The sequence below is a fragment of the Chryseobacterium sp. S90 genome (assembly GCF_047444895.1).
Lineage (GTDB): Bacteria > Bacteroidota > Bacteroidia > Flavobacteriales > Weeksellaceae > Chryseobacterium.
Map to the genome: position 1 here is coordinate 116,072 of NZ_JBLGCX010000004.1, position 20,702 is coordinate 136,773.

Below are 20,702 nucleotides of genomic sequence, written 5' to 3' on the forward strand. Positions count from 1 at the left end.
TTTATTTGCTTAAACAAATTATTTTTGAATTCTATATACTAAACTTTCAGGTTGACCAGGAACATCATTAAGAGTCCGGATTTTGATCATACCTGCCTTTTCCAAAACTTTAACAGAAGCTATATTGGTAGGACGAACGATTGCGAATATTTCCTCATTGTTCTCCTTAAAGCCAAAATCTATAGCTTTCTTTGTGAATTCTGTGGCATATCCCTTCCCCCATGCCTGGGAAGCAAAACGATAGCCTAAATTCAATTTTTCTTTATCTCCGTAGAGTTTGTAGCTCAGTCCTCCAAAACCTATTATATTTTCAGGGCTTTCCTTTTCAGCAATAGCCCAGCTTCCAAAATGATGGCTGTCCCAATGATCAAGCATTTTTGTAAATGTATTTTCTGCTTTTTCAAAGCTCATGGGTCCGCTTGGGTTATGAATATTGGTTTCAGGGTCGTGATTAATTTCAAAGAAACGTTCAAAATCTTCTTTTGCAGGTTTTCTTAAAATTAATCTCTCTGTAACTACCATATTTATTTTATCCTACTGATCCTTCTAATGAAATCTCAAGTAATTTCTGTGCTTCAATAGCAAATTCCATTGGAAGCTTGTTTAAAACTTCTTTACTGAAACCATTTACGATCAAGGCAATTGCTCTTTCCGTATCAATACCTCTCTGGTTACAGTAGAAAATCTGATCTTCTCCAATTTTTGAAGTCGTTGCCTCGTGCTCTAACTGTGCCGTAGGATCTTTGATTTCAATATAAGGGAAAGTGTGGGCACCACATTCATTACCCATCAATAAAGAGTCACATTGAGAGAAGTTTCTTGCCCCTTTTGCTGAAGGCATTACTTTTACCTGCCCTCTGTATGAGTTTTGAGATTTTCCTGCAGAAATACCTTTAGAAATGATCGTTGATTTGGTATTCTTTCCAATGTGGATCATTTTTGTTCCTGTATCTGCATACTGGTGGTTATTCGTTACAGCGATAGAGTAGAACTCTCCGATAGAATTATCACCTTTAAGAATACAAGACGGATATTTCCATGTTACTGCTGAACCTGTTTCTACCTGTGTCCATGAGATTTTTGCATTTCTTTCGCAAAGTCCTCTTTTCGTTACAAAGTTGAATACCCCTCCTTTACCTTCTTCATTACCAGGATACCAGTTCTGAACGGTAGAATACTTGATCTCAGCTCCATCTAAAGCGATAAGTTCCACTACCGCTGCGTGAAGCTGGTTCTCATCTCTTGATGGTGCTGTACAGCCTTCAAGATAAGAAACGTAACTTCCCTCATCAGCTACAAGAAGCGTTCTTTCAAACTGTCCTGTTCCTGCCTGGTTGATACGGAAATAAGTGGAAAGCTCCATTGGGCATTTTACTCCTTTAGGAATATAACAGAAACTTCCGTCAGAGAATACTGCGGAATTCAATGCTGCATAGAAATTATCTCCTCTCGGAACTACTTTTCCAAGATATTTTCTTACTAAATCAGGGTGGTTTTTAATGGCCTCAGAAATTGAACAGAAAATAATTCCTTTTTCTGCCAATGTATCCTGGAAAGTAGTTTTCACAGAAATTGAGTCCATTACGATATCTACAGCAACTCCTGAAAGTCTTTTCTGCTCTTCGATATTGATCCCTAATTTTGCAAATGTTTTCAATAATTCAGGATCTACCTCGTCAAGACTAGCCAGCTCCGGCTTTACTTTAGGAGCAGCATAGTAACGGATTGCTTGAAAATCCGGTTTTTCATATTTGATATTTGCCCAGTTAGGCTCTACCATTTTCAACCAGATTTTGAAAGATTCCAAACGCCATTCAGTCATCCATTCCGGCTCTTCTTTTTTAGCAGAGATGGCACGGATGATATCCTCATTTAAACCGATCGGGAAATCTTCGTAATCAATTTTGGTTTCCCAACCGAATTCATATTTTTTATTTTCTAGATCGACTCTTAAATCGTCTTCTGTATATTTACTCATTACTTTTTTTTAGATTTCAGATTTTAGATTTCAAAATTCAGAATGATTCTGAGATCTGAACTCTAGGATCTAAGGCCTTTTCTTAAAGACTAAATGATTCTCCACATCCACATGTTCTGGATGCATTCGGGTTGTTAAATACAAACCCTTTTCCGTTCAATCCTCCTGAATACTCAAGAGTTGTTCCTGCCAAATAAAGGATGGATTTTTTATCTATAATAATTTTGATGTTATTATCTTCAAATATCTGATCTGTGTCTGTTTTTTGGTTATCAAACTTTAAAACATACTCTAAACCAGAGCATCCGCCGCTTTTTACCCCTACTCTTATATAATCTTCAGCAGGGTTAAAACCATCTTCAGTCATCAACTGAATGGCTTTCTCCTTTGCATAGTCTGATACTTTTATCATTGTATTTATTTAGAATGATTTAATGATGCAAAAATACGAACTAATTTCCGCAATCTCAAATCGAAGATATCTATTTTAATGATTCTGATATTAATAGCAAGATTGAAAAGGGTTATTTCTGTTAAAATTAGATAAAATTGTTATGCTTATGTGAAGATTTCATTTCTCATTTTAACCTTGAAACGTATTTCATATCTATAAATAAAATTGGTAATGAAACAAAAAATAACTGCTTTTTTTGTGTTGTTTCTCACTGCAGTGTCTTACGGACAGACCACAAGATATGTTTATGAAACGCTGGTAAACCCGGATTCTATCAATCTGGTTAGCATGAAAAGCGAAAGGACTTTTCTGGATGTAAAAGGAGAAAGATCTTTATTTATCAGTGAAAATAAATTGAAAAGAGACTCTCTTTTTATTTCTCTAAGACCAGAAGCGAAAGAAAATGATAAAAAAGAGGAAAAAGATTTATCAAAGTTGGAAGGCAAGAAAAATTTTGAACCTACTTTCTTTGAATATTTTATTACTAAGAGTATTCCGGAACAGAAAGTGTATTATTATGAAAAGGCAGCCGGAAAACAAATTTACTATCAGGAAGACAGACCTGTAAAATGGAATGTAACAGATATAGTTGATAAACAAAACGGGTATCCGGCTCAAAAAGCAGTTGCCGAATTTGGCGGCAGAGTCTGGACCGCCTGGTTTACAAATGAAATTCCTCTGTCTGACGGACCTTATAAATTCTCAGGATTACCGGGATTGATAGTGAAGCTGGAAGATGACAAAGGAGACTATAAATTTGATCTTGTTAAAAAAATTACCGTTAAAAATGCTTTTGAAGAACAGTTAAATTCCGATGCTAAACAAAGCACAAGAGTTAATTTTCATGGTGATAAAGCTGCATTGGAACTGGAGTTTGGTAAAAACAGAAAAGCTCTAGCCGGAAATACAGGAAGTGGAAATATAAATGCCGGAGGAAGACACAGCGGTGGTATGAACGGAGGCGGAATGAGAAGTGGCGGCCATGGAGGTGGTGGAATGCATCGGGGAATGGGTAACGAAAATCAAAGTTTCCCTATGCAGCAGAATTCTTCTGCAGAAAACCATTCTTTTACCGGAAGTATAGATCAGAATCCAATTGAATTAAAATAAATAAAAATATAAATGAAAAAATTAGGTATTATCGCATTGGCACTCTTCATACAGAATGTTTCTGCACAAACTAACAGGTTTGTGTATCAGGTGACTATGAAGCCTGATGCAGAAAATAAAACAGACATCAAGACTGAAAATGCTTATCTGGATATTTCTCCGGAAAAATCTGTGTTTTATTCTGAAAACAGAATCAAAAGAGACTCTATCATGCAAAAAGCCTTTCAGGGCGGCGGCGGTAGAGGAAGTATCAACAGAGATCAGATGGAAAGTCTGAGAACGAATATCAACTATTCCGTGGAAAAGGATAAGACCAATCAAAAGACCTATTTCAAAGACAGAATTGGCCGTGATATCTATTCGTATGAAGAGGACAGGCCGCTGAACTGGAAAATTGAATCAGAAACGAGAAAAATAGGCGAGTATAAAGTTCAGAAGGCTGAGACTGATTTTGGAGGAAGAAAATGGACAGCGTGGTTTACAACAGATCTTCCTTATCAGGATGGGCCTTACAAGTTCGGAGGGCTTCCGGGACTGATCGTAAAAGTGGAAGATGATAAAGGAGATTATTCTTTTGATTTAATGAAAAACTATAAGATTGCCGAACTCCCTGCTTTAAATCAGTTTGGAAATACATTAAAAGTGAAAAGAGCAGATTATTTAAAGCAGCAGCAGAAATTCAAAACAGATCCAATGTCATTTATGAGTCAAGGAGGTGGCGGACAAGGTGGATTCTCGACTACTGTGAGAGTGGGAGGAGGAAGAGGCCCGGGAGGCGGTGGAGGAAATCAGAACCCTGCGGACATGAGGAAAAGAATGGAAGAAAGAGTAAAGGAAGAAGCTAAGAAAAATTCTAATCCAATCGAATTGCAATAAATAAAAATGCGGCCTTAAAGTAAGGCCGCATTTTATTTTGTATAATCTGAATAATTCTGATAAACTATTTTAATAATTGGTTGAAAGTATCTCCCTGTCTGATATCTCCGGTGTTGTAACCTTTCATAAACCATTCTTTACGCTGTGCAGATGATCCGTGAGTGAAGCTTTCCTGATTAACATATCCCTGGCCTCTTTTCTGAATGTTATCGTCTCCAACGGCTTCTGCAGCATCTATGGCAGACTCAATGTCTCCAGGTTCCAGTATATGCTTACTGTCATTGGTTCTCTTTGCCCAAACTCCGGCATAGAAATCAGCCTGTAATTCTGTAGCCACAGATACTCTGTTCATTTGTTCTTCAGAATATCTTCCGCTTCTTCTTAACGCATCTACTTTTTGAGTGGTTCCTAAAAGAGTCTGAACATGGTGTCCTACTTCGTGGGCAAGAACATAAGCTACCGTAAATTCAGTTACTTTCGCCCCGAATTTTTGCTGAAGCTCACCGAAAAAACTCATATCCATATATACCTTCTGATCTGCCGGACAATAGAATGGTCCCATGGCAGATTGAGCTGTACCACATGCTGAAGAAGTTGTATTTTCAAAAAGAACAATACCCGGATCTGTATAGGTCATTCCGTTTTCAGTGAAAATCTGATTCCAGGTCTGGCTATTCCATGCATCCATCATTTTTACCATTTCCCCGATTTGTTTTTCACCAGTTGTAAGCTCTCTCTGTTCTCCGGAATTTCCGGAAGGCTGTATACTGCCGGAATTTAAAATACCGGATGGATCACCTCCCAAAAAGAATACAATGGCTGCTATAATTAAAGTTCCAAGTCCTCCGCCTACGATCATACCACCACTTCCTCCTCCGGAACCACGGCGGTCATCAACGTTTCCGCCTCTGTCGTCTGTCCATTTCATAGTAATAAATTTATTCGTTAATTTAAATATTTTATGCCAAACTATACGCTAAAAATATTTAGATATTTATCTGTTAAGTTGTTTCGTTTTCAGCCAGTAAGATGTAGCCTGATAGGCTGACACAGCATCATCTACCAGTTTCTGGTCTGGATTTTTTAATAATTTTTCGTCGTAATACAGTTTAAAGGCTGGAGCCAGATCGCTTTTTTCCAGTTCCAAAGAATATTGTTTTACCTTTTTTACCGGGGAAATAATGGTCAGACGTTCGTCTTTTATAAATCCAAGATCCTGATACGTTGCAACATAAGCTTTAGGCTGAAATTCCGGTTTGAATACATCCTGACCTAAAAATTTAGATGGGTAGCTGAAGTTTAATAGTCCTAAAACGGTTGGCATTACATCGATCTGAGACATCAGTGCATCAAACTTCTGAGGCTGAATAAATCCTTCTGAAAATACTATTGCAGGGATTCTGTATTTATCCATTGGAAGCTCGGTTTTTCCTGCACTCGAAGCACAGTGATCTGCAATGATAACAAAAACAGTGTTTTTATACCAGTCTTGTTTCTTAGCCATATCAAAGAACAATCTGAGGGAGTAATCGGTATATTTTACACCTCCTTCACGGGATTTTGCCGTTCCCGGAATATCAATTCTTCCGTCAGGGTAAGTAAAAGGTCTGTGATTGGAAACTGTCATCCAGTGATTGAAAAATGGTTTTCCTGACTTAGCTTCAGTATTCATCACCTGAATTGCTTTTTTAGCCATATCTTCATCAGCAACTCCCCAAACGTTGGCAAAAGTGATTTCTTCCGGTTTAAAATTATTTCGGTCTACAATTCCGTAGCCATTTCCACCAAAGAAGTCCTGCATATTATCAAAATAGCTGTATCCTCCATATAAAAATTTGACATCATACCCTTTGGATTTGAATACACTCCCGGTTGTAAATTTGTTTTTATTGTCATCTCTTTTGATAATACTTTCTCCCGCAGTAGGCGGAATACACAATGTTAAAGCTTCCAGCCCGCGTACTGTTCTGTTTCCGGTAGCATACAGATTGGTAAACATTAGAGACTTGTCTGCGAGGCTGTCAAGGAAAGGAGTGATTTTTTGTGTATGTCCGTAATGTTCCATAAAGTCGGCAGAAAGACTTTCGATAGAGATCAGTACTACATTTTTCTTCATTTCAGGCTGCTCAGCAACAATATTTCTTGATAATGTCTGCTGGGGGTACTGGCTCAGGAAATTCTTTTCGGCCTGCTGTTGATTGATCTGTGAATAGAACTGGAAGTAATCCAGCTCATTATGAGTAAAAGCCCAATAGAATTTTGGAAGTCCGTTTGCTTCAATTTCATCCGCAAATACATTATCTGACCTGATTTGCATTAAGGAAGGAATCGCAAGTGCACTAAGCGCACAAAGTACAATGAAACTCCCCAGAAGAACCATTTTTTGTTTAAAATCCGGAAGTTCCAGCAGTTCATCTTTTGTTTTCTTATAAATGAACCATGTGATGGTAAGCGTAACGATCATGATCCCGGAAAATAAAGGAACCACAGGATAACTTTCCATAATATTTCCAATGACTTCATTGGTATAAATCAGGTAGTCTACTGCAATAAAGTTATAGCGAACTCCGAATTCATTGTAAAAGAAGTATTCACTTACTCCGTTGAAAATAATCAGAAGAACATATAATAATAATGTAATGAAGTACAGAATGTTGCGAATCTTTACTCTTTGGGTAGGAAGGAAGAGCATCAATCCGAAGAAAAGTGTTTTTATTCCAACAAAAACAAGCGCTATCTCCATGATAGAACCTCCATATTGCTTGAAAATGTTATTCGGAATAAGCCAGATATAAAGGAAGAACAGAACCAACGCTCCCAAAATAATGTAGCCATAAGGTTTTTTATATTTGGAATTGGAAAGGAAGAGAAAATAAAGCGCGAGAATAGCACTGGCAAGAACGAATACAAAAATATCATTTACCAGACCTATCAACAGTACTTTCACGACTTCAAAAAATCCAAAACTAGCAGTAGTGATAGGGTGAAAAAAGAATACTGTTCTTATTATCAATGAAATAATAAGATAGAAAACTCCTAAGTATAGGAACGGTTTTATTTTTTTTAAAAACATGTATTTACTGTCTTTATTAGTTTTCACAAAGATAGTTTTTGTACAGAACTTTTGATAGAAAAAAACAAAAACATCCTGTTTATTAGCAAGATTTATGATTTAAAATACCCAATAAAAAAGGACTATTAAAAAATAGTCCCAATATATTGTTAAGGTAATCTGCGGTTAAGAGTGTCCGAAGCCGATATTTCCTTTTTTGTCAGATAATTTCTTTTTGAAATCAATCATTCTAAGAGCTGTAACGGCTGCTTCAACTCCTTTATTTCCAAGATCACCACCGCTTCTCGCGATAGACTGTTCTTTGGTATCATCTGTCAATACACAGAAAATTGTAGGAGTGTCCGTCATAATGTTACAGTCTTTGATTCCCTGCGCTACTGCAGAACATACATAGTCAAAATGAGGAGTTTCCCCACGGATTACACACCCGATAGAAATTACTGCGTCATATTTTCTCTCTTTGCAAAGCTGCATGCTTGCATAGTTGAGTTCAAAAGCTCCGGGAACAGGGAAAAGTTTGATGTTTTCAGGTTTTACCCCTTCTTTTTCAAGGATTTCCAAAGCTGCATCACGAAGATTGTACGTTACAAAATCATTCCACTCAGAAAAAACAATGCCGATAGAAAAATCTTCGGCATTAGTTATATGAAGTGGCTTGTAATCGGAAAGATTAACTGTTGCCATTTTTTAGTAATATTTAGTCATTTCAATATAAGAATCAGACATTCCGTTGTCGTAGTCCTGATATTTCTCGTCAATTGCAGAGAAGTATTTCTTAGCTTCTGCATTTTTCTTCAATCCTAATGCAACGATACCTGCTTTTCTTGTGAAATAGTATGCTGTATACGGATCATCAGAAGCTGTTGCTGCTTTGTCTAATAAAGCTAAAGCTTCATCATTTTTGTTAAGCCCTGATTTTGCATCTGCCATAGCTCCGAATTTCATTGCTACCAAAGTTTTGTTATCAGATGAAAATTGGTCTAAAAGATCATAAGCTTCCTGGAATTTTCCTTCTTTGAACTTTAATAAACCTGCATTATAAGATGAAAGTTTACCAATTTTAGTAGAAGAATATTCGTTATATGTACCTACAAAACCTGGGTTAGCTGCAGACTTTCCACCCAAAGCATCTTTATCTTTACCTTCAGTAAGACTTTTTTGAGCAGAAAGGAAACTTTTCACAGCTTCAGCATTCTTTGGAGCAATTACAAATTGCTTGTAAGCGAAGAATCCTAACACTGCTAAAATTAATGCTCCAAATACAAAACCTAGAGGCTTTGAATATTTTTCAACAAATCTTTCAGTGTTTAAAGCTTCTCTGTCAAGGTCTTTAAAGAACTCAACCGTTTCTTTACCTTCTTGCTCGTTCTGAGCACTCTTTCCCAATTTTGCCATAAGTTTTTAAAAATTGAAATGCAAATTTAATTGTTTCTGAGAGATTTACAAAATACTTTCTGAGTATTATTGATGAAATTTTGTGAATTGCTAATCGGGAATGATGAATTTATTAAAAAAAGAAGCTTCGACAAGCTCAGCGTGACACTTCTAATACTATTTGTTCTAATCCTACAGTAAATTATTAGCATTGTCATGCTGAGCTTGTCGAAGCATATATATTATATCTTAATATCCTAAAATATGATACACTTCTGCACCAAATTTTTTCAGCTTTTCGTCACCATTCAAATCTTTTAATCCGATAAGGAAACTGAATTGGGAAACCGTTGCTCCCTGTTTTTCTACCAATTTGGCTGCTGCTTCAGTAGTTCCTCCGGTTGCTAAAAGATCGTCATGAATCAAAATTCTTTGTCCCGGTTTTATCTGTCCTTCACGGGTTTCGATGATGGCACTTCCATATTCCAGATCATATTTTTCTGAAATGACGGGAGGAGGAAGTTTTCCGGCTTTTCTGATTAAGATGAATGGAACTTCCAATGCTACGGCAATTGCAATTCCAAACAAATAACCACGGCTTTCTATTCCGCAGACTGCATCTACTTTCCCTTTACTGAAGGCTGCAAGATCTGCAATCACGTCTTCGTAAAGTTTCGGGTCTAAAAAGATGGGTGAAATATCCTTAAACTGTATTCCCGGAATCGGAAAATCAGGAATATTTTCAATTGTTTCTTCTAATTTTTTGATCAGTTCTGCTGAAGCCATTTATTAATTGATTTTATAGCTGGAAATTTTCCAGTCTCCGTTTACATTTTTAAGCCCGAAAGTTACTTTTAATGAAGTTGTCTTCCCGCTTTTATCCGTTACATCATAGGTAGCATTTACGCTTGCACTGTTGGCTGTGGCACCACTTGTCGTAATATTCTTTACGCTTACATTTTTCACAGATCCGAAACCTGAAGTAGGATTTGAGAAAGACTCATAGCTTCCCCAGCTTGGATTGCTGGCCGTTTCGTAAGCTGCTTTTAAGTTTTGTGAACTTACGCTGTTCAAAAATTTACTTACTGTATTTTTAGGATCTGCAGTTGGCTGTTTTGGAGCAGCTGGTGCTGATGGAGTAGCTGTTGCAGGATCTGTAGTTGTTCCGGTGGTTGCAGATGGATTATTAGGATCTATTACAGCACTCGGTTGGTCGGGTACAGCTGTTGTGTCGGTTTTAGGAATGGCAGGAACTTTCAGTGCTGCTTCATTCACATCAAGACCGATTTTTGACATTTTGAAAGTTTTCGCAGTTGTTTTTACAGAAACTGTGATATCGATTTTGTTATCTACAACTTTTGCTGCCGGAATAGAGGAGAACTTTAGGTTGAATCCTTTAAAGTTATTATCCTGCATCAGGTTTTTAGCGGTAGCAAGCCTTACTCCGTTACTGAATACTTCAAGGGTTGCTTCCAGACCTGCACCTGTGAAAGATACCGGGTTTCCTGCAGCATCTACAAGTCTTGGTACAATTTGAATAGCAGTAGGAGCTCCGGTTCCGTCATCTCCTGTAGGTCTTGTTATAAGGCTTAATGATCCTGCTTTTACGTCATTAGGATCGCTTTCTTTAGCTTTATCATCCCCGAAGATATTCATTTCTCCAAGTGATGGTGGGGCAGTACTGGCCCATTCTATTCCGTTTTTCTGCGCAACTTCGTCTGCCAGCGACATAATCTCAGGAACTTTTTTTCCATTAATCAGTTTTCCAAGGGCTTTTAGTTCATTTACATCACCATCAGCTTCTACGCCAAATGTTTTAAGGATGTAAAGAGCCTCATTAAACTTAATCTGTTTAATGGTTGGTAAACTGGAAGTCATATCATTGATACTTGACTGCAGTGTTTTAGTATTCGTAGCATCTACATGATCTTTCTTACATGCTGTAAAAAGCAACAGACTGAAAACAAGTAGAAAAGAAAACTTTTTCATTTTTATTTGGTTTGTTGCAAATTTAATAAAACCTTTATTAATACTGGATTTTATTTTTTACTTTATGTTTTTTGCTTATTTATTATTTTTTTCTGGAAATGGATGATGTTCTTTTAATTTCAGAATTCAATAGTAATATTTATAATATGGAAAGCCTTTCTGAACCGAGTTTTCATTATTTCTTATTGGTCTGTTCTTTTAGATCACCTTTGAAAAAACTACTGAAAATAGTCTGCATATTAGGAAATGATGAATCCTGCCAGTAAGATGTTTTGTAATTACTGTTGTCTTTATCAAATTTCACTTTCTCAATATCATTGTCATTGCTGAAATTAAGTTCTGTTGGATAGAAATTAGTATACACTGCTATCTGATTGTAATTGGGTTCGCTTTTGTGTTTCAATTTTACAAAAACAAGTTCATTATACTCCAGAAAATCTTTGAGTGTTTTTTCTGATCCTTTTTCAAAGGACATGTTTAGAATTGTTTTTATATCGTAAAATCTATATCCAAAGAATGAAAATTCTTTATCCTGAAGGAGGCCACCAGTTACTTCGATCTGATCTTTGCGGTCACCTTTTAATTCTTTAATGATATTTTTTGTTGTTTTATATTCTTCAGGATTGCCTACGTTTTTAAGTTTTGGAAGCTGTAGTGAATTTCCATAATCCCATGATGAAGTTTCTTTTTTCTCATTTTTAGATTCTGCCAGTCTGAAAACTCTGTACTGTTCTACATTGGCGCTTTTCAGCTTTTTGGACTTATTATCAAAAATATAGGTTACAATTCCGTCTGCATAACTATTCAGTTTATTGTTTACGGTTACATAAGCGTTAAAATTTCCTTTGATGAAAATGTATTTGGCTGGCTTATTATTTTTAATAACAACGGTTTCAATTTCTTTTACCTGATCATTGATTTTAATGATTGGCTGATCAAAATCTGAGTAGGATAGTGTGGCAACGGGAAAGTTATTATAAACCAGCTGAAATTTTTCCTGATCAGGTGACAGTGACTGTTTGTCAATCTTGCCATCAATATCTGAGTAGGCGAGAATACTTCCGTCTTTGCCAAATACGGAAACTCTGGGAAGAGGGTTATTATTTTTTTCAGAAACAAAAGTAATGACCTGTGCATTCGAGAATACAGAGATCAGAGTGAATAGAAGGTAGAAAAAGTGAATTTTTTTCATTGCAGTATTTTGTTTTTGGTGTTAATAATACAACAGACTTTTATATAGATGAGAAAAAGAGAAAATGGTTGCCTGAAATTCTTATTTGCGTCATTGCATAAAAAAAGACTGATTGTTTAACAATCAGTCTTTTATAATATTATTTTGTTACAAGTCCTTAGAAAGGATACTCATAAATTTCAGATTCGTGTAAGAATGGGTTTCCTGTAGGAATCAACTTCAGTTTTGATAAAGCTGAAAGTACAGTAAACATAAATAGTCCAGCTACGAATAGAACTGCTCCAAGGATTAACAAGAATACTTCAGGAGTGTTCCAGTATGGTCCTACCGTTCCAGGCATTACCATGTTGAAGTAATCTAAAAGGTGTCCTAAGATAACCACTACTGCCATTGTTGTTACAACTTTGTAGTTTCTCTTGATGCTGCTGCTTACTAATACCAAAAGCGGTAATAAGAAGTTTACAATCAGCATTGGTAAAAACGTAGTACCATAGTGCTGGAATCTACCGAAGAAGTAGTTAACCTCTTCCGGAACGTTTGCATACCAGTAAAGCATGAACTGAGCAAACCATGTATATGTCCAAAGCATACTTGTAGCGAAAAGGAAAACTCCTAAGTCGTGTAAGTGGTTGTCATTGAACTGTGGTAAGAAACCATTTTTCTTAAGATAAACACTTAATAAAATGATTACAGCAATACCACTTGAAAGGCAGCTAACCATTGAATACCAGATATACATTGTAGAGTACCAGTGAGGGTCAATAGACATCAACCAGTCCCAAGCCCAAGCTGCAGAAGCAAATCCGAAGAATACGATATAACCTACTGCCCATCTGTACAGAAACTGATATTCTACTTTTGATTTTGTCTCGTCTACTTTTTTAGACTGAGCTTTCAGTTTCCAAGCAAAGAAAGAAGCACCAATCACATAGATTAAAGTTCTGATTGCATAGAAAGGAATATTTAAGAATCTTTTCTTTTCAAATAGGATCACGTCAAAATGAGCAGACTCTGGATTTGTCAATTCAGGGTCCATCCAGTGGAATAAATGACCATTATGAGTGATGTTTAGGATCATTAGGATAACCAGGATTGCACCACCGTAAGGAATATAAGAAGCAATAGCTTCCATTACTCTTGTGATGATAATAGGCCATCCTGCGTGAGCTGCGTGCTGAATACAGTAAAAGAACAGTACAGCGCAACTTACTCCAAAGAAAAAGACAGCTACAAAGTGCAGCGATGCTAATGGCTGATTGTGAACCTGAAGCTCAGCATGCTCTAAATGAGCTGCGTGATCCTGTGGTCCAACCATTTCACTTGAGTGTGTAGGAGCATCATGACCAGAAGCATGAACAGCTTCCATCATGTGTTCTATTTTCTCAGTAGAAATTCCTTTGTTCATAAAGAAACCAATACCGAAAAGAACTAAACCTACAACAAGAAGTATTATAGAAGTTGATTTTAATTTTGGTGAAAAACTATACATTTCTTTTCTTATTTTTTAGTTTCGGTAGTCGTTTCAGTTGTTGCTGGTGCCGCCGCTGTAGCTGCTGCCGGTGCTGCTGCTCCTTTTTTGAAAGCACTCATCACATACAATGCTACTCTCCATCTGTCTCCTGCGTTCAGTTGTCCCGCATAAGATCCCATGGCATTTCTACCGTTTGTTAATACATAATGAACAGATCCTACAGTGATTTCTCTGTCTGCATAGTTAGGTACTCCAGAGAATGCCCCACTTTGTACAATAGGTCCTTGTCCATCACCTCCTGTTCCGTGACATGCAGCACAAGTGTGATCAAACAATATTTTTCCTCTTTCAATATCCTTAGCTGCATTAGCTGGGTTCAGAGGAGATACTGTAAGTTTTTTAGAAGCGTCATACCCAGCGTTGTACTCGTCAACATTCTTAGGTAGTAAGCTTTCTTCAAAAACTCCATCTTTATTTTGAGAAACTGATCCTTCTACAGGAGCAAGACCTGTTGCGCCACTATTTTTAACAAAAGCAGGAATTTCATTTTCATGATCTGAATAAGCATCCTGTGCTTTCATCAATGGATCATAAGCTACCGGAAAATACATATCCGGGAAATATACCAACGGAGTATTCTCCTTTGGTCCGCAAGAGTTAAGTAAAACTGTTGTTAAACCTAAAACTGCTGTAATTTTTAATACATTCTTTTTCATTTTAAGCGTCTTTAACAGTTATTTCTTCAACTCCAGTTTCAATAAGCAACTGCTTTACAGATTCTACATCTTCAGTTACAAATTCCATCATGAATTTATCATCAGTAGTTCTCGGGTCTGGGTTCTGAACAGGAGCTCCCGGATACATTTTGTTTCTAACCAAGAAAGTTAAAGACATCATGTGAGCAGCACAGAATACCATTAATTCGAACATTGGAACTACGAATGCCGGCATGTTATGTGCCCAGTCAAAAGCTGGTTTACCACCGATATTCTGCGGCCAGTCATGATTCATCACATACCAAGTTACAGTAGCACCGATAGTAACACCGTAAAGAGCATATAAGAATGCGGCATCAGAAATTCTAGTTTTCTTTAACCCTAAAGCCTTGTCTAGTCCGTGAACCGGAAACGGAGTATATACTTCGTTTATAGCGATTCCTTTATCGTTGAATGCCTTAACGCCGTTCATTAAATCGTCGTCGTCAGCATAAAGTCCGTATACAATTTTAGTGGTGCTCATCTCCTTCTTTTGCTTTATAAGTTTCACCTGAGATTTTCAAAATCGATTTTAATTCAGCCTGTGCAATTACAGGGAATGTTCTTGCGTATAATAAGAATAATACAGAGAAGAATCCGATAGTTCCCAAATATACACCCACATCAATGATCGTTGGCTTAAACATTGTCCATGATCCTGGTAAGTAGTCTCTAGAAAGGTTGATAACGATGATATCAAAACGCTCAAACCACATACCGATGTTGATGATCAATGCAACGATGAACGTCCAGATAATGTTCGTTCTCGCTCTTTTGAACCAGAAAGAAGCAGGAATCACAAGGTTACAGATGATCAATGACCAGAATGCCCACCAGTAAGGTCCTACAGCAGCACCTGGAGAAAGATATGTGAAATCTTCAAATCTAGATCCTGAGTACCATCCGATGAAATATTCAGTAGCATAAGCTACAGTTACCATACCACCTGTAAGAACGATTACGATGTTCATAATTTCGATATGATACATTGTGATATATTCTTCTAAGTGACAAACTTTTCTTGCAATTAACAATAGTGTCTGTACCATTGCAAATCCTGAGAAGATCGCACCAGCTACGAAGTAAGGAGGGTAGATTGTTGAGTGCCATCCTTTAATAACTGAAGTTGCGAAGTCAAAAGATACGGTAGTGTGTACTGAGAATACAAGTGGAGTAGCCAAACCTGCAAGAACCAAAGAAAGCTCTTCGAATCTTTGCCAGTGTTTTGCTTTACCACCCCAACCGAATGCAAGGAATGTATAAATTTTCTTAGTCCAAGGAGTTTTCGCTCTATCTCTGATCATTGCAAAGTCAGGGATTAGTCCCATGAACCAGAATACAGTTGATACTGAGAAATATGTTGAGATCGCAAATACGTCCCAAAGTAGAGGAGAGTTGAAGTTCCCCCAAAGAGAACCAAATTGGTTTGGTAAAGGGAATACCCAGTAACCAACCCAAACTCTACCCATGTGGATTACAGGGAAGATTGCTGCCTGTACAACCGCAAAGATCGTCATCGCCTCTGCAGATCTGTTTACAGACATTCTCCATCTCTGTCTAAATAATAATAATACTGCTGAGATTAGGGTCCCGGCGTGACCGATACCTACCCACCATACGAAGTTGGTAATATCCCAACCCCAGTTAATAGTTCTGTTAAGCCCCCATGCTCCAATACCTGTCCCGATAGTGTAAGCGATACAGCCGAATCCATAGAGGAATAGAACTAGTGCAGCATATAATGAGATCCACCATAATTTACCTGCTCTTTCTTCGATAGGTCGTGCGATATCTTCTGTAATATCGTGATAAGTTTTGTGACCAATAATTAGAGGTTCCCTTATCGGAGCTTCGTAATGTCCTGACATTTTTTACCTATTTATTATTTAAACTTTATTTTTCTACTCTGTTTCTTACTTTAGTGTGATAGAACACGTTTGGTTTTGTTCCAATCTCCTCAAGTAAATAATATCTTCTGTTAGAAGCATATTGCTCTCTAATTGCAGAATCTTTATCATTCATGTCTCCAAATGTCATTGCTCCGGTAGAACAAGCTTTAGAACAAGCAGTCTGGAATTCTCCATCCTTCACTTTTCTTCCCTCCTTCTTAGCCTCAAGAATAGTATTCTGAGTCATTTGGATACACATTGAACATTTCTCCATTACCCCTCTAGTTCTTACAACTACATCCGGGTTAAGTACCATTCTTCCTAAATCGTTGTTCATGTTGAAATCGAACTTGTCATTTAGGTTATAAGTAAACCAGTTGAAACGTCTTACTTTGTACGGACAGTTGTTTGCACAATATCTTGTACCGATACATCTGTTGTAAGCCATATGGTTTTGACCTTGCTTACCGTGTGAAGTAGCCGCTACCGGACATACAGTTTCACATGGAGCGTGGTTACAGTGCTGACACATTACAGGTTGGAAGATTACATCCGGGTTGTCTGCAGGGTGATTTAATGCACCTCCGTCTCCGAAAGCAGTACCGTACAATTCTGGTACAGCCATTCCTTCTTTCAATCCTTCGTATACTTCTACTTTTTGTCTTGAAGAATAGTAACGGTCAATTCTTAACCAGTACATATCTCTTGACATTCTTACCTCTTCTTTACCTACTACAGGAACGTTGTTCTCTGCCTGACAAGCAATAATACATGCTCCACAACCAGTACAAGAGTTCAAGTCGATAGATAAGTTGAAGTGAGGTCCATCTGTATCATCGAAAGCATCCCAAAGGTCGATTTTTCTCGCCGGAAGTGCTCCGCTGATTGTGTGGTATTCCAAAGGCTTATTCCATCCTTTGTGCTCATCATCAAAAGCAACGTTAATGAATTCAGCTAAAGGAACTTCCTTCGCGATTTCATAACGACCCATTAATGTATTTTGAAGCTGAATCCCTGCAAATTCGTGATCTTCTCCTGTTTTTTCGATTTTAACACCTGAAAGAACAAGGTTAGAACCATCAAATAAAGGATAAGCATTTACACCAGTATCTGCAGTTGCTCCTGAGTTTTTCTTACCATAACCAAGTGCAAGACCTACAGATCCTTCAGCTTGTCCTGGCTGTACGAATACAGGAACGTTTTCTATTTTTATTCCGTTTACAGTAAGGTTTACAATAGAACCATCTAACTGCATTCTTGCGTTAAGATCGTTATCAATTGCAAATTTCTCTGCATCTTTAGGAGAAATTGTTAAGTAGTTATCCCAAGACATTCTTGTAATTGGGTCTGGTAACTCTTGCAACCAAGGGTTGTTTGACTGAGTGCCGTCTCCCATTGAAGTCTTAGTGTATAATACTAATTCTAATTCTGAAGCTTTGAAGTTTCCTAATTCAGCAACAGCCTGTGCAGCGTTTCCACCTGCGTAAGATAAAGTTGCCGCGTTTGTAGAAGCGTTGATACCGTTATACAATGCTTTGTTGAAAGAAGTACCACCTAAAAGTGAAGCAGAGCTTGCTTTTAAATAATCGTAGTAATTGTTTGCTGCATTGTTTTTACCATTCTTCCAAACCAATAGAGACTCTTCAATCTGTCTTGATTTGTAGATTTTCTGGATAGTAGGCTGCATCAATGAATATACTCCTGTCTGTGGTTCGATATCTCCCCAAGACTCTAGCCAGTTAGCTACAGGAATTACAGCTTTTGCTGCTTTGTACATTTCATTTTTCTTATCTGCTACAGCAACTACGTAAGGAACTTTTGATAAAGATTTTTTGAAATCTTCTCCTTTTGGATGAGAGTAGATAGGGTCTACGTTGTTTGTAACCAATACACCAACTTGTCCACCATTTACCCATCCTAGGAATTCCTGGTATCTCGCACCGTTGAATTCTTTAAGGAAGTTTGCTTTACCAGTGAAAGCTACTGAACCTAATTTTTGGTTGATTAAGTGTGCTAAAACCTGTGCTCCTTTAGAACCGTCAGCAAAAACAACAGCTTTGCTTCCTTTTGCCTTCAATTCGTTAGCAATTTCAGTAGCAGTCTTATCAGAAGTACCACCACCTACGATTGCATTGTAAACTTCAACTAAAGTCTTGTTTACAGCACTTGGTTTTAATCTGTATCTTGAGTCAGCATTAGCACCAGTTAATGACATGTTAGATTCCACTTGGATGTGTCTCAACATGCTTGCTCCCGGTTTTCTAGCCGCTGCATAAGAAGTTTCTAAGCTTGAAGCGTTATAGTCTCCTAAGAAATCAGCCTGGAAAGAAACTACCAATTCAGAACCTTTAAGGTCATAAACAGGTAATGCTCTTTGTCCGAATACTTCCTGAGCTGCATCTAATCCTGCAGAGTAAGGGAAAGCATCATAAGTTACTAATTCAGCTGTAGGATATTTAGCTTTGAATTCAGCGAATAACTTTTTGAAAGTTGGTGAAGCAAAAGAGTGTGATAAAACCACAATCTTTTTGCCAGACGCTTTAGCTTCTTCCAAACCTTTAATAACGAAACTGTCTACTTTATCGAAAGTTTCATCTTTACCGTCCAGTTTAGGCTGTTTTACTTTATCATTATCATAAAGAGAAAGTACACTTGCCTGAGCTCTTGCATTAGTTTTACCTAAATCGCCCCCAGCCGGGTTTGGTTCAATTTTGATGGGTCTACCTTCACGGGTTTTTACTAAAACACTAGCAAAGTCGAAACCGTCAAAATATGTTGAAGCGTAATAATTAGGGACTCCCGGAATAATATCATGCGGCTTTACCACATAAGGAATCGTTTTGATTACCGGAGCTTCGCAGGCAGCTAATGTAACTGCTGCTGTAGAGAATCCTAATAATTTCAGGAAATCTCTTCTTGAAGTACTAGATCCGTTTTTCTCAGCATCTCCAAGGAAATCTTCTACCGGAATTTCTTCCTGAAACTCTTTCTGAGCCAGCTTATTATTCAAAGCTGGATCTTTAAGTTCATGAATACTTCTGAATTGTATTTTGTTTGAAGCCATTTATACTTCTAATTTTTTAGTTATTAATAATGACATTTACCACACTCAAGACCTCCAATTGCATCTACAGTGATCTTACCTCCATCTTGTGGATATTGTTTTTTCAACTTGTCATGTAGATTTTTGAAGTACTCTTTATTATAACCGTTGTTCATATCAACTTCAGTCGTTCTGTGGCACTCGATACACCATCCCATAGTAAAGTCGTTAGCCATTTGAACAACATTCATTGTATCAATTTTACCGTGACAAGCTTTACATACAACATCAATTTTGTTGGTAGGATTCTTTTTGTTGAAAGAATTGATGATCGCTTGTTCTCCAGCAATTACGTGCTGAGAGTGGTTGAAGTAAACGAAGTCTGGCATGTTGTGGATTCTTGTCCATTCAACCGGTTGTGTTTTTCCTGTGTACTGTTGTTTTGCAGGATCCCAACCTGTTGCAGCGTAGATCTTCTGGATTTCTCCGTCATAGAATGCCTTATCTTTTCCTGGCTCCATGTAGTGATCTGCGTTGTATTCAGAAATTGTTCTGTGACAGTTCATACAAACGTTCATAGAAGGAATTTCAGATACCTTTCCGTATTTAGCACTAGAGTGACATAGCTGGCAGTCAATTTTTTGTTCTCCAGCGTGAATTTTGTGAGAGAAGTAGATAGGCTGCTCAGGTTTGTACCCTTTGTAAACCCCAATCCACATCAACCAGTTCCATACCCCATAGGCAGCTAAAATAGCAAGGATTGCTAATAAACCTTTACCAATGTAGTGGAACTTCTCATACATTTCACTGAAAGAACGAACTCTTGTTTCGTTAAGTCCAGCTAAATCTTCAGATTGACCCAGTTTTACCAATTGTCTTAGTTTTGCTAAGATCCAAACCAGTAAACCTGCGATCGCTAAAAGTGAAATAATAACAACGTTTGTAGTAGTTTTGTCTGCAGGTGCTGCCGCAGTAGCGTCAGCTGCAGGAGTTGCTTCCGGCTTTTTCTCTTCCGGAGCAGGAGGATTAGTCGTGAAAGCTAAAATGTCGTCAATATCCTTATCTGTAAGATTTGGAAAGACCTGCATTTCAGTCTTATTAAACTTTTCAAAAATCTCATTGGCGTATTTATCCCCAGAAGCTCTCAGAGCTTTGTTATCTTTGATCCACTTGTGAAGCCAATCTTTGTCTACACCACCTTCTGTCTTTACTCGTTCTACAACCCCCTTTAATGGTGGTCCAACAACTTGTTTGTCCAGCGCGTGACATGCAGTACAATTCGCTTTGAAAAGTTTCTCTCCGTTTTTAGGATCGCCGTCTTGCCCGTAAAATGAAGCACTGGTTGATAGCAATAAGCCTATCGCGATCAACGTTTTTTTATAATGCTTTCTCCAACTAATCATTTAAATTATCTTATGTTAGTAAATTATTGAACATTCAATCAATTCCGCAAAAATAATATTTTTAACAGGAATTTAACGGTATATCGAAAAGGGAA

The 20,702-nt window shown here is 37.5% G+C and carries 18 protein-coding genes; 2 read left to right on the forward strand and 16 right to left on the reverse strand.

Features of this window, described 5'->3' with window-relative positions; genetic code table 11:
- Positions 1 to 18 precede the first annotated feature (18 nt).
- From ACLMCG_RS12620 to ACLMCG_RS12630, 3 genes are all read right to left on the reverse strand, one after another.
- Positions 19 to 522, reverse strand: a complete 504-nt coding sequence (locus ACLMCG_RS12620; RefSeq protein ID WP_413959799.1) for a GNAT family N-acetyltransferase — start codon at positions 520 to 522, stop codon at positions 19 to 21.
- A 7-nt stretch (positions 523 to 529) separates the two neighbouring features.
- A complete protein-coding gene (gene sufB / locus ACLMCG_RS12625; protein WP_047422168.1) occupies positions 530 to 1,978 on the reverse strand; it encodes a Fe-S cluster assembly protein SufB in 1,449 nt (482 codons plus the stop codon).
- Positions 1,979 to 2,060: 82 nt separating this feature from the next.
- Positions 2,061 to 2,390: a HesB/IscA family protein gene (locus tag ACLMCG_RS12630; protein ID WP_027372006.1), complete on the reverse strand. Its 330-nt coding sequence runs from the start codon at positions 2,388 to 2,390 to the stop codon at positions 2,061 to 2,063.
- Positions 2,391 to 2,603: 213 nt separating this feature from the next.
- Here ACLMCG_RS12630 and ACLMCG_RS12635 point away from each other — a divergent pair, with 213 nt between their 5' ends.
- Both ACLMCG_RS12635 and ACLMCG_RS12640 read left to right on the forward strand, forming a co-directional pair.
- Complete coding sequence (locus ACLMCG_RS12635; RefSeq protein ID WP_413959800.1) at positions 2,604 to 3,542, forward strand: GLPGLI family protein; 939 nt, start codon at positions 2,604 to 2,606, stop codon at positions 3,540 to 3,542.
- Positions 3,543 to 3,554: 12 nt separating this feature from the next.
- Positions 3,555 to 4,418 (forward strand): GLPGLI family protein, encoded by an 864-nt coding sequence (locus tag ACLMCG_RS12640; protein WP_413959801.1) that lies wholly within the window; start codon positions 3,555 to 3,557, stop codon positions 4,416 to 4,418.
- Positions 4,419 to 4,482: 64 nt separating this feature from the next.
- Here the strand turns inward: ACLMCG_RS12640 and ACLMCG_RS12645 are convergent, their stop codons facing one another.
- The 13 genes from ACLMCG_RS12645 to ACLMCG_RS12705 form a co-directional block, all read right to left on the reverse strand.
- Positions 4,483 to 5,346 carry a neutral zinc metallopeptidase gene (locus ACLMCG_RS12645; protein WP_413959802.1) on the reverse strand — a complete coding sequence of 288 codons (864 nt, stop codon included), beginning with the start codon at positions 5,344 to 5,346 and terminating at the stop codon, positions 4,483 to 4,485.
- Between the two features lie 66 nt (positions 5,347 to 5,412).
- Positions 5,413 to 7,491: an LTA synthase family protein gene (locus tag ACLMCG_RS12650; RefSeq protein ID WP_413959960.1), complete on the reverse strand. Its 2,079-nt coding sequence runs from the start codon at positions 7,489 to 7,491 to the stop codon at positions 5,413 to 5,415.
- A 165-nt stretch (positions 7,492 to 7,656) separates the two neighbouring features.
- Entirely contained in the window at positions 7,657 to 8,175 is a 519-nt protein-coding gene (gene ribH, locus ACLMCG_RS12655) for a 6,7-dimethyl-8-ribityllumazine synthase (protein ID WP_034734563.1), read from the reverse strand.
- A 3-nt stretch (positions 8,176 to 8,178) separates the two neighbouring features.
- On the reverse strand, positions 8,179 to 8,886 hold the full coding sequence (locus ACLMCG_RS12660; RefSeq protein WP_149834126.1) for a tetratricopeptide repeat protein: 708 nt from the start codon (positions 8,884 to 8,886) through the stop codon (positions 8,179 to 8,181).
- Between the two features lie 228 nt (positions 8,887 to 9,114).
- Positions 9,115 to 9,651 carry an adenine phosphoribosyltransferase gene (locus ACLMCG_RS12665; protein WP_047380195.1) on the reverse strand — a complete coding sequence of 179 codons (537 nt, stop codon included), beginning with the start codon at positions 9,649 to 9,651 and terminating at the stop codon, positions 9,115 to 9,117.
- A 3-nt stretch (positions 9,652 to 9,654) separates the two neighbouring features.
- Positions 9,655 to 10,854 (reverse strand): hypothetical protein, encoded by a 1,200-nt coding sequence (locus ACLMCG_RS12670; protein ID WP_223598325.1) that lies wholly within the window; start codon positions 10,852 to 10,854, stop codon positions 9,655 to 9,657.
- 175 nt (positions 10,855 to 11,029) lie between these two features.
- Complete coding sequence (locus tag ACLMCG_RS12675) at positions 11,030 to 12,046, reverse strand: hypothetical protein (protein WP_413959803.1); 1,017 nt, start codon at positions 12,044 to 12,046, stop codon at positions 11,030 to 11,032.
- 157 nt (positions 12,047 to 12,203) lie between these two features.
- The gene (locus ACLMCG_RS12680; protein WP_047422176.1) at positions 12,204 to 13,535 is read right to left on the reverse strand and encodes a hypothetical protein; all 1,332 of its coding nucleotides are present in this window, start codon (positions 13,533 to 13,535) and stop codon (positions 12,204 to 12,206) included.
- A gap of 8 nt (positions 13,536 to 13,543) precedes the next feature.
- Positions 13,544 to 14,233: a c-type cytochrome gene (locus tag ACLMCG_RS12685; RefSeq protein WP_047380199.1), complete on the reverse strand. Its 690-nt coding sequence runs from the start codon at positions 14,231 to 14,233 to the stop codon at positions 13,544 to 13,546.
- 1 nt (position 14,234) lies between these two features.
- Positions 14,235 to 14,756 carry a DUF3341 domain-containing protein gene (locus ACLMCG_RS12690; protein WP_413959804.1) on the reverse strand — a complete coding sequence of 174 codons (522 nt, stop codon included), beginning with the start codon at positions 14,754 to 14,756 and terminating at the stop codon, positions 14,235 to 14,237.
- Positions 14,743 to 16,140 carry an NrfD/PsrC family molybdoenzyme membrane anchor subunit gene (gene nrfD / locus ACLMCG_RS12695; RefSeq protein ID WP_149387537.1) on the reverse strand — a complete coding sequence of 466 codons (1,398 nt, stop codon included), beginning with the start codon at positions 16,138 to 16,140 and terminating at the stop codon, positions 14,743 to 14,745. The genes ACLMCG_RS12690 and nrfD overlap by 14 nt, the downstream gene beginning before the upstream one ends.
- A 25-nt stretch (positions 16,141 to 16,165) precedes the next feature.
- Positions 16,166 to 19,225 (reverse strand): TAT-variant-translocated molybdopterin oxidoreductase, encoded by a 3,060-nt coding sequence (locus ACLMCG_RS12700; protein WP_413959805.1) that lies wholly within the window; start codon positions 19,223 to 19,225, stop codon positions 16,166 to 16,168.
- 23 nt (positions 19,226 to 19,248) lie between these two features.
- On the reverse strand, positions 19,249 to 20,607 hold the full coding sequence (locus tag ACLMCG_RS12705) for a c-type cytochrome (protein WP_223598329.1): 1,359 nt from the start codon (positions 20,605 to 20,607) through the stop codon (positions 19,249 to 19,251).
- Positions 20,608 to 20,702: the final 95 nt, after the last annotated feature.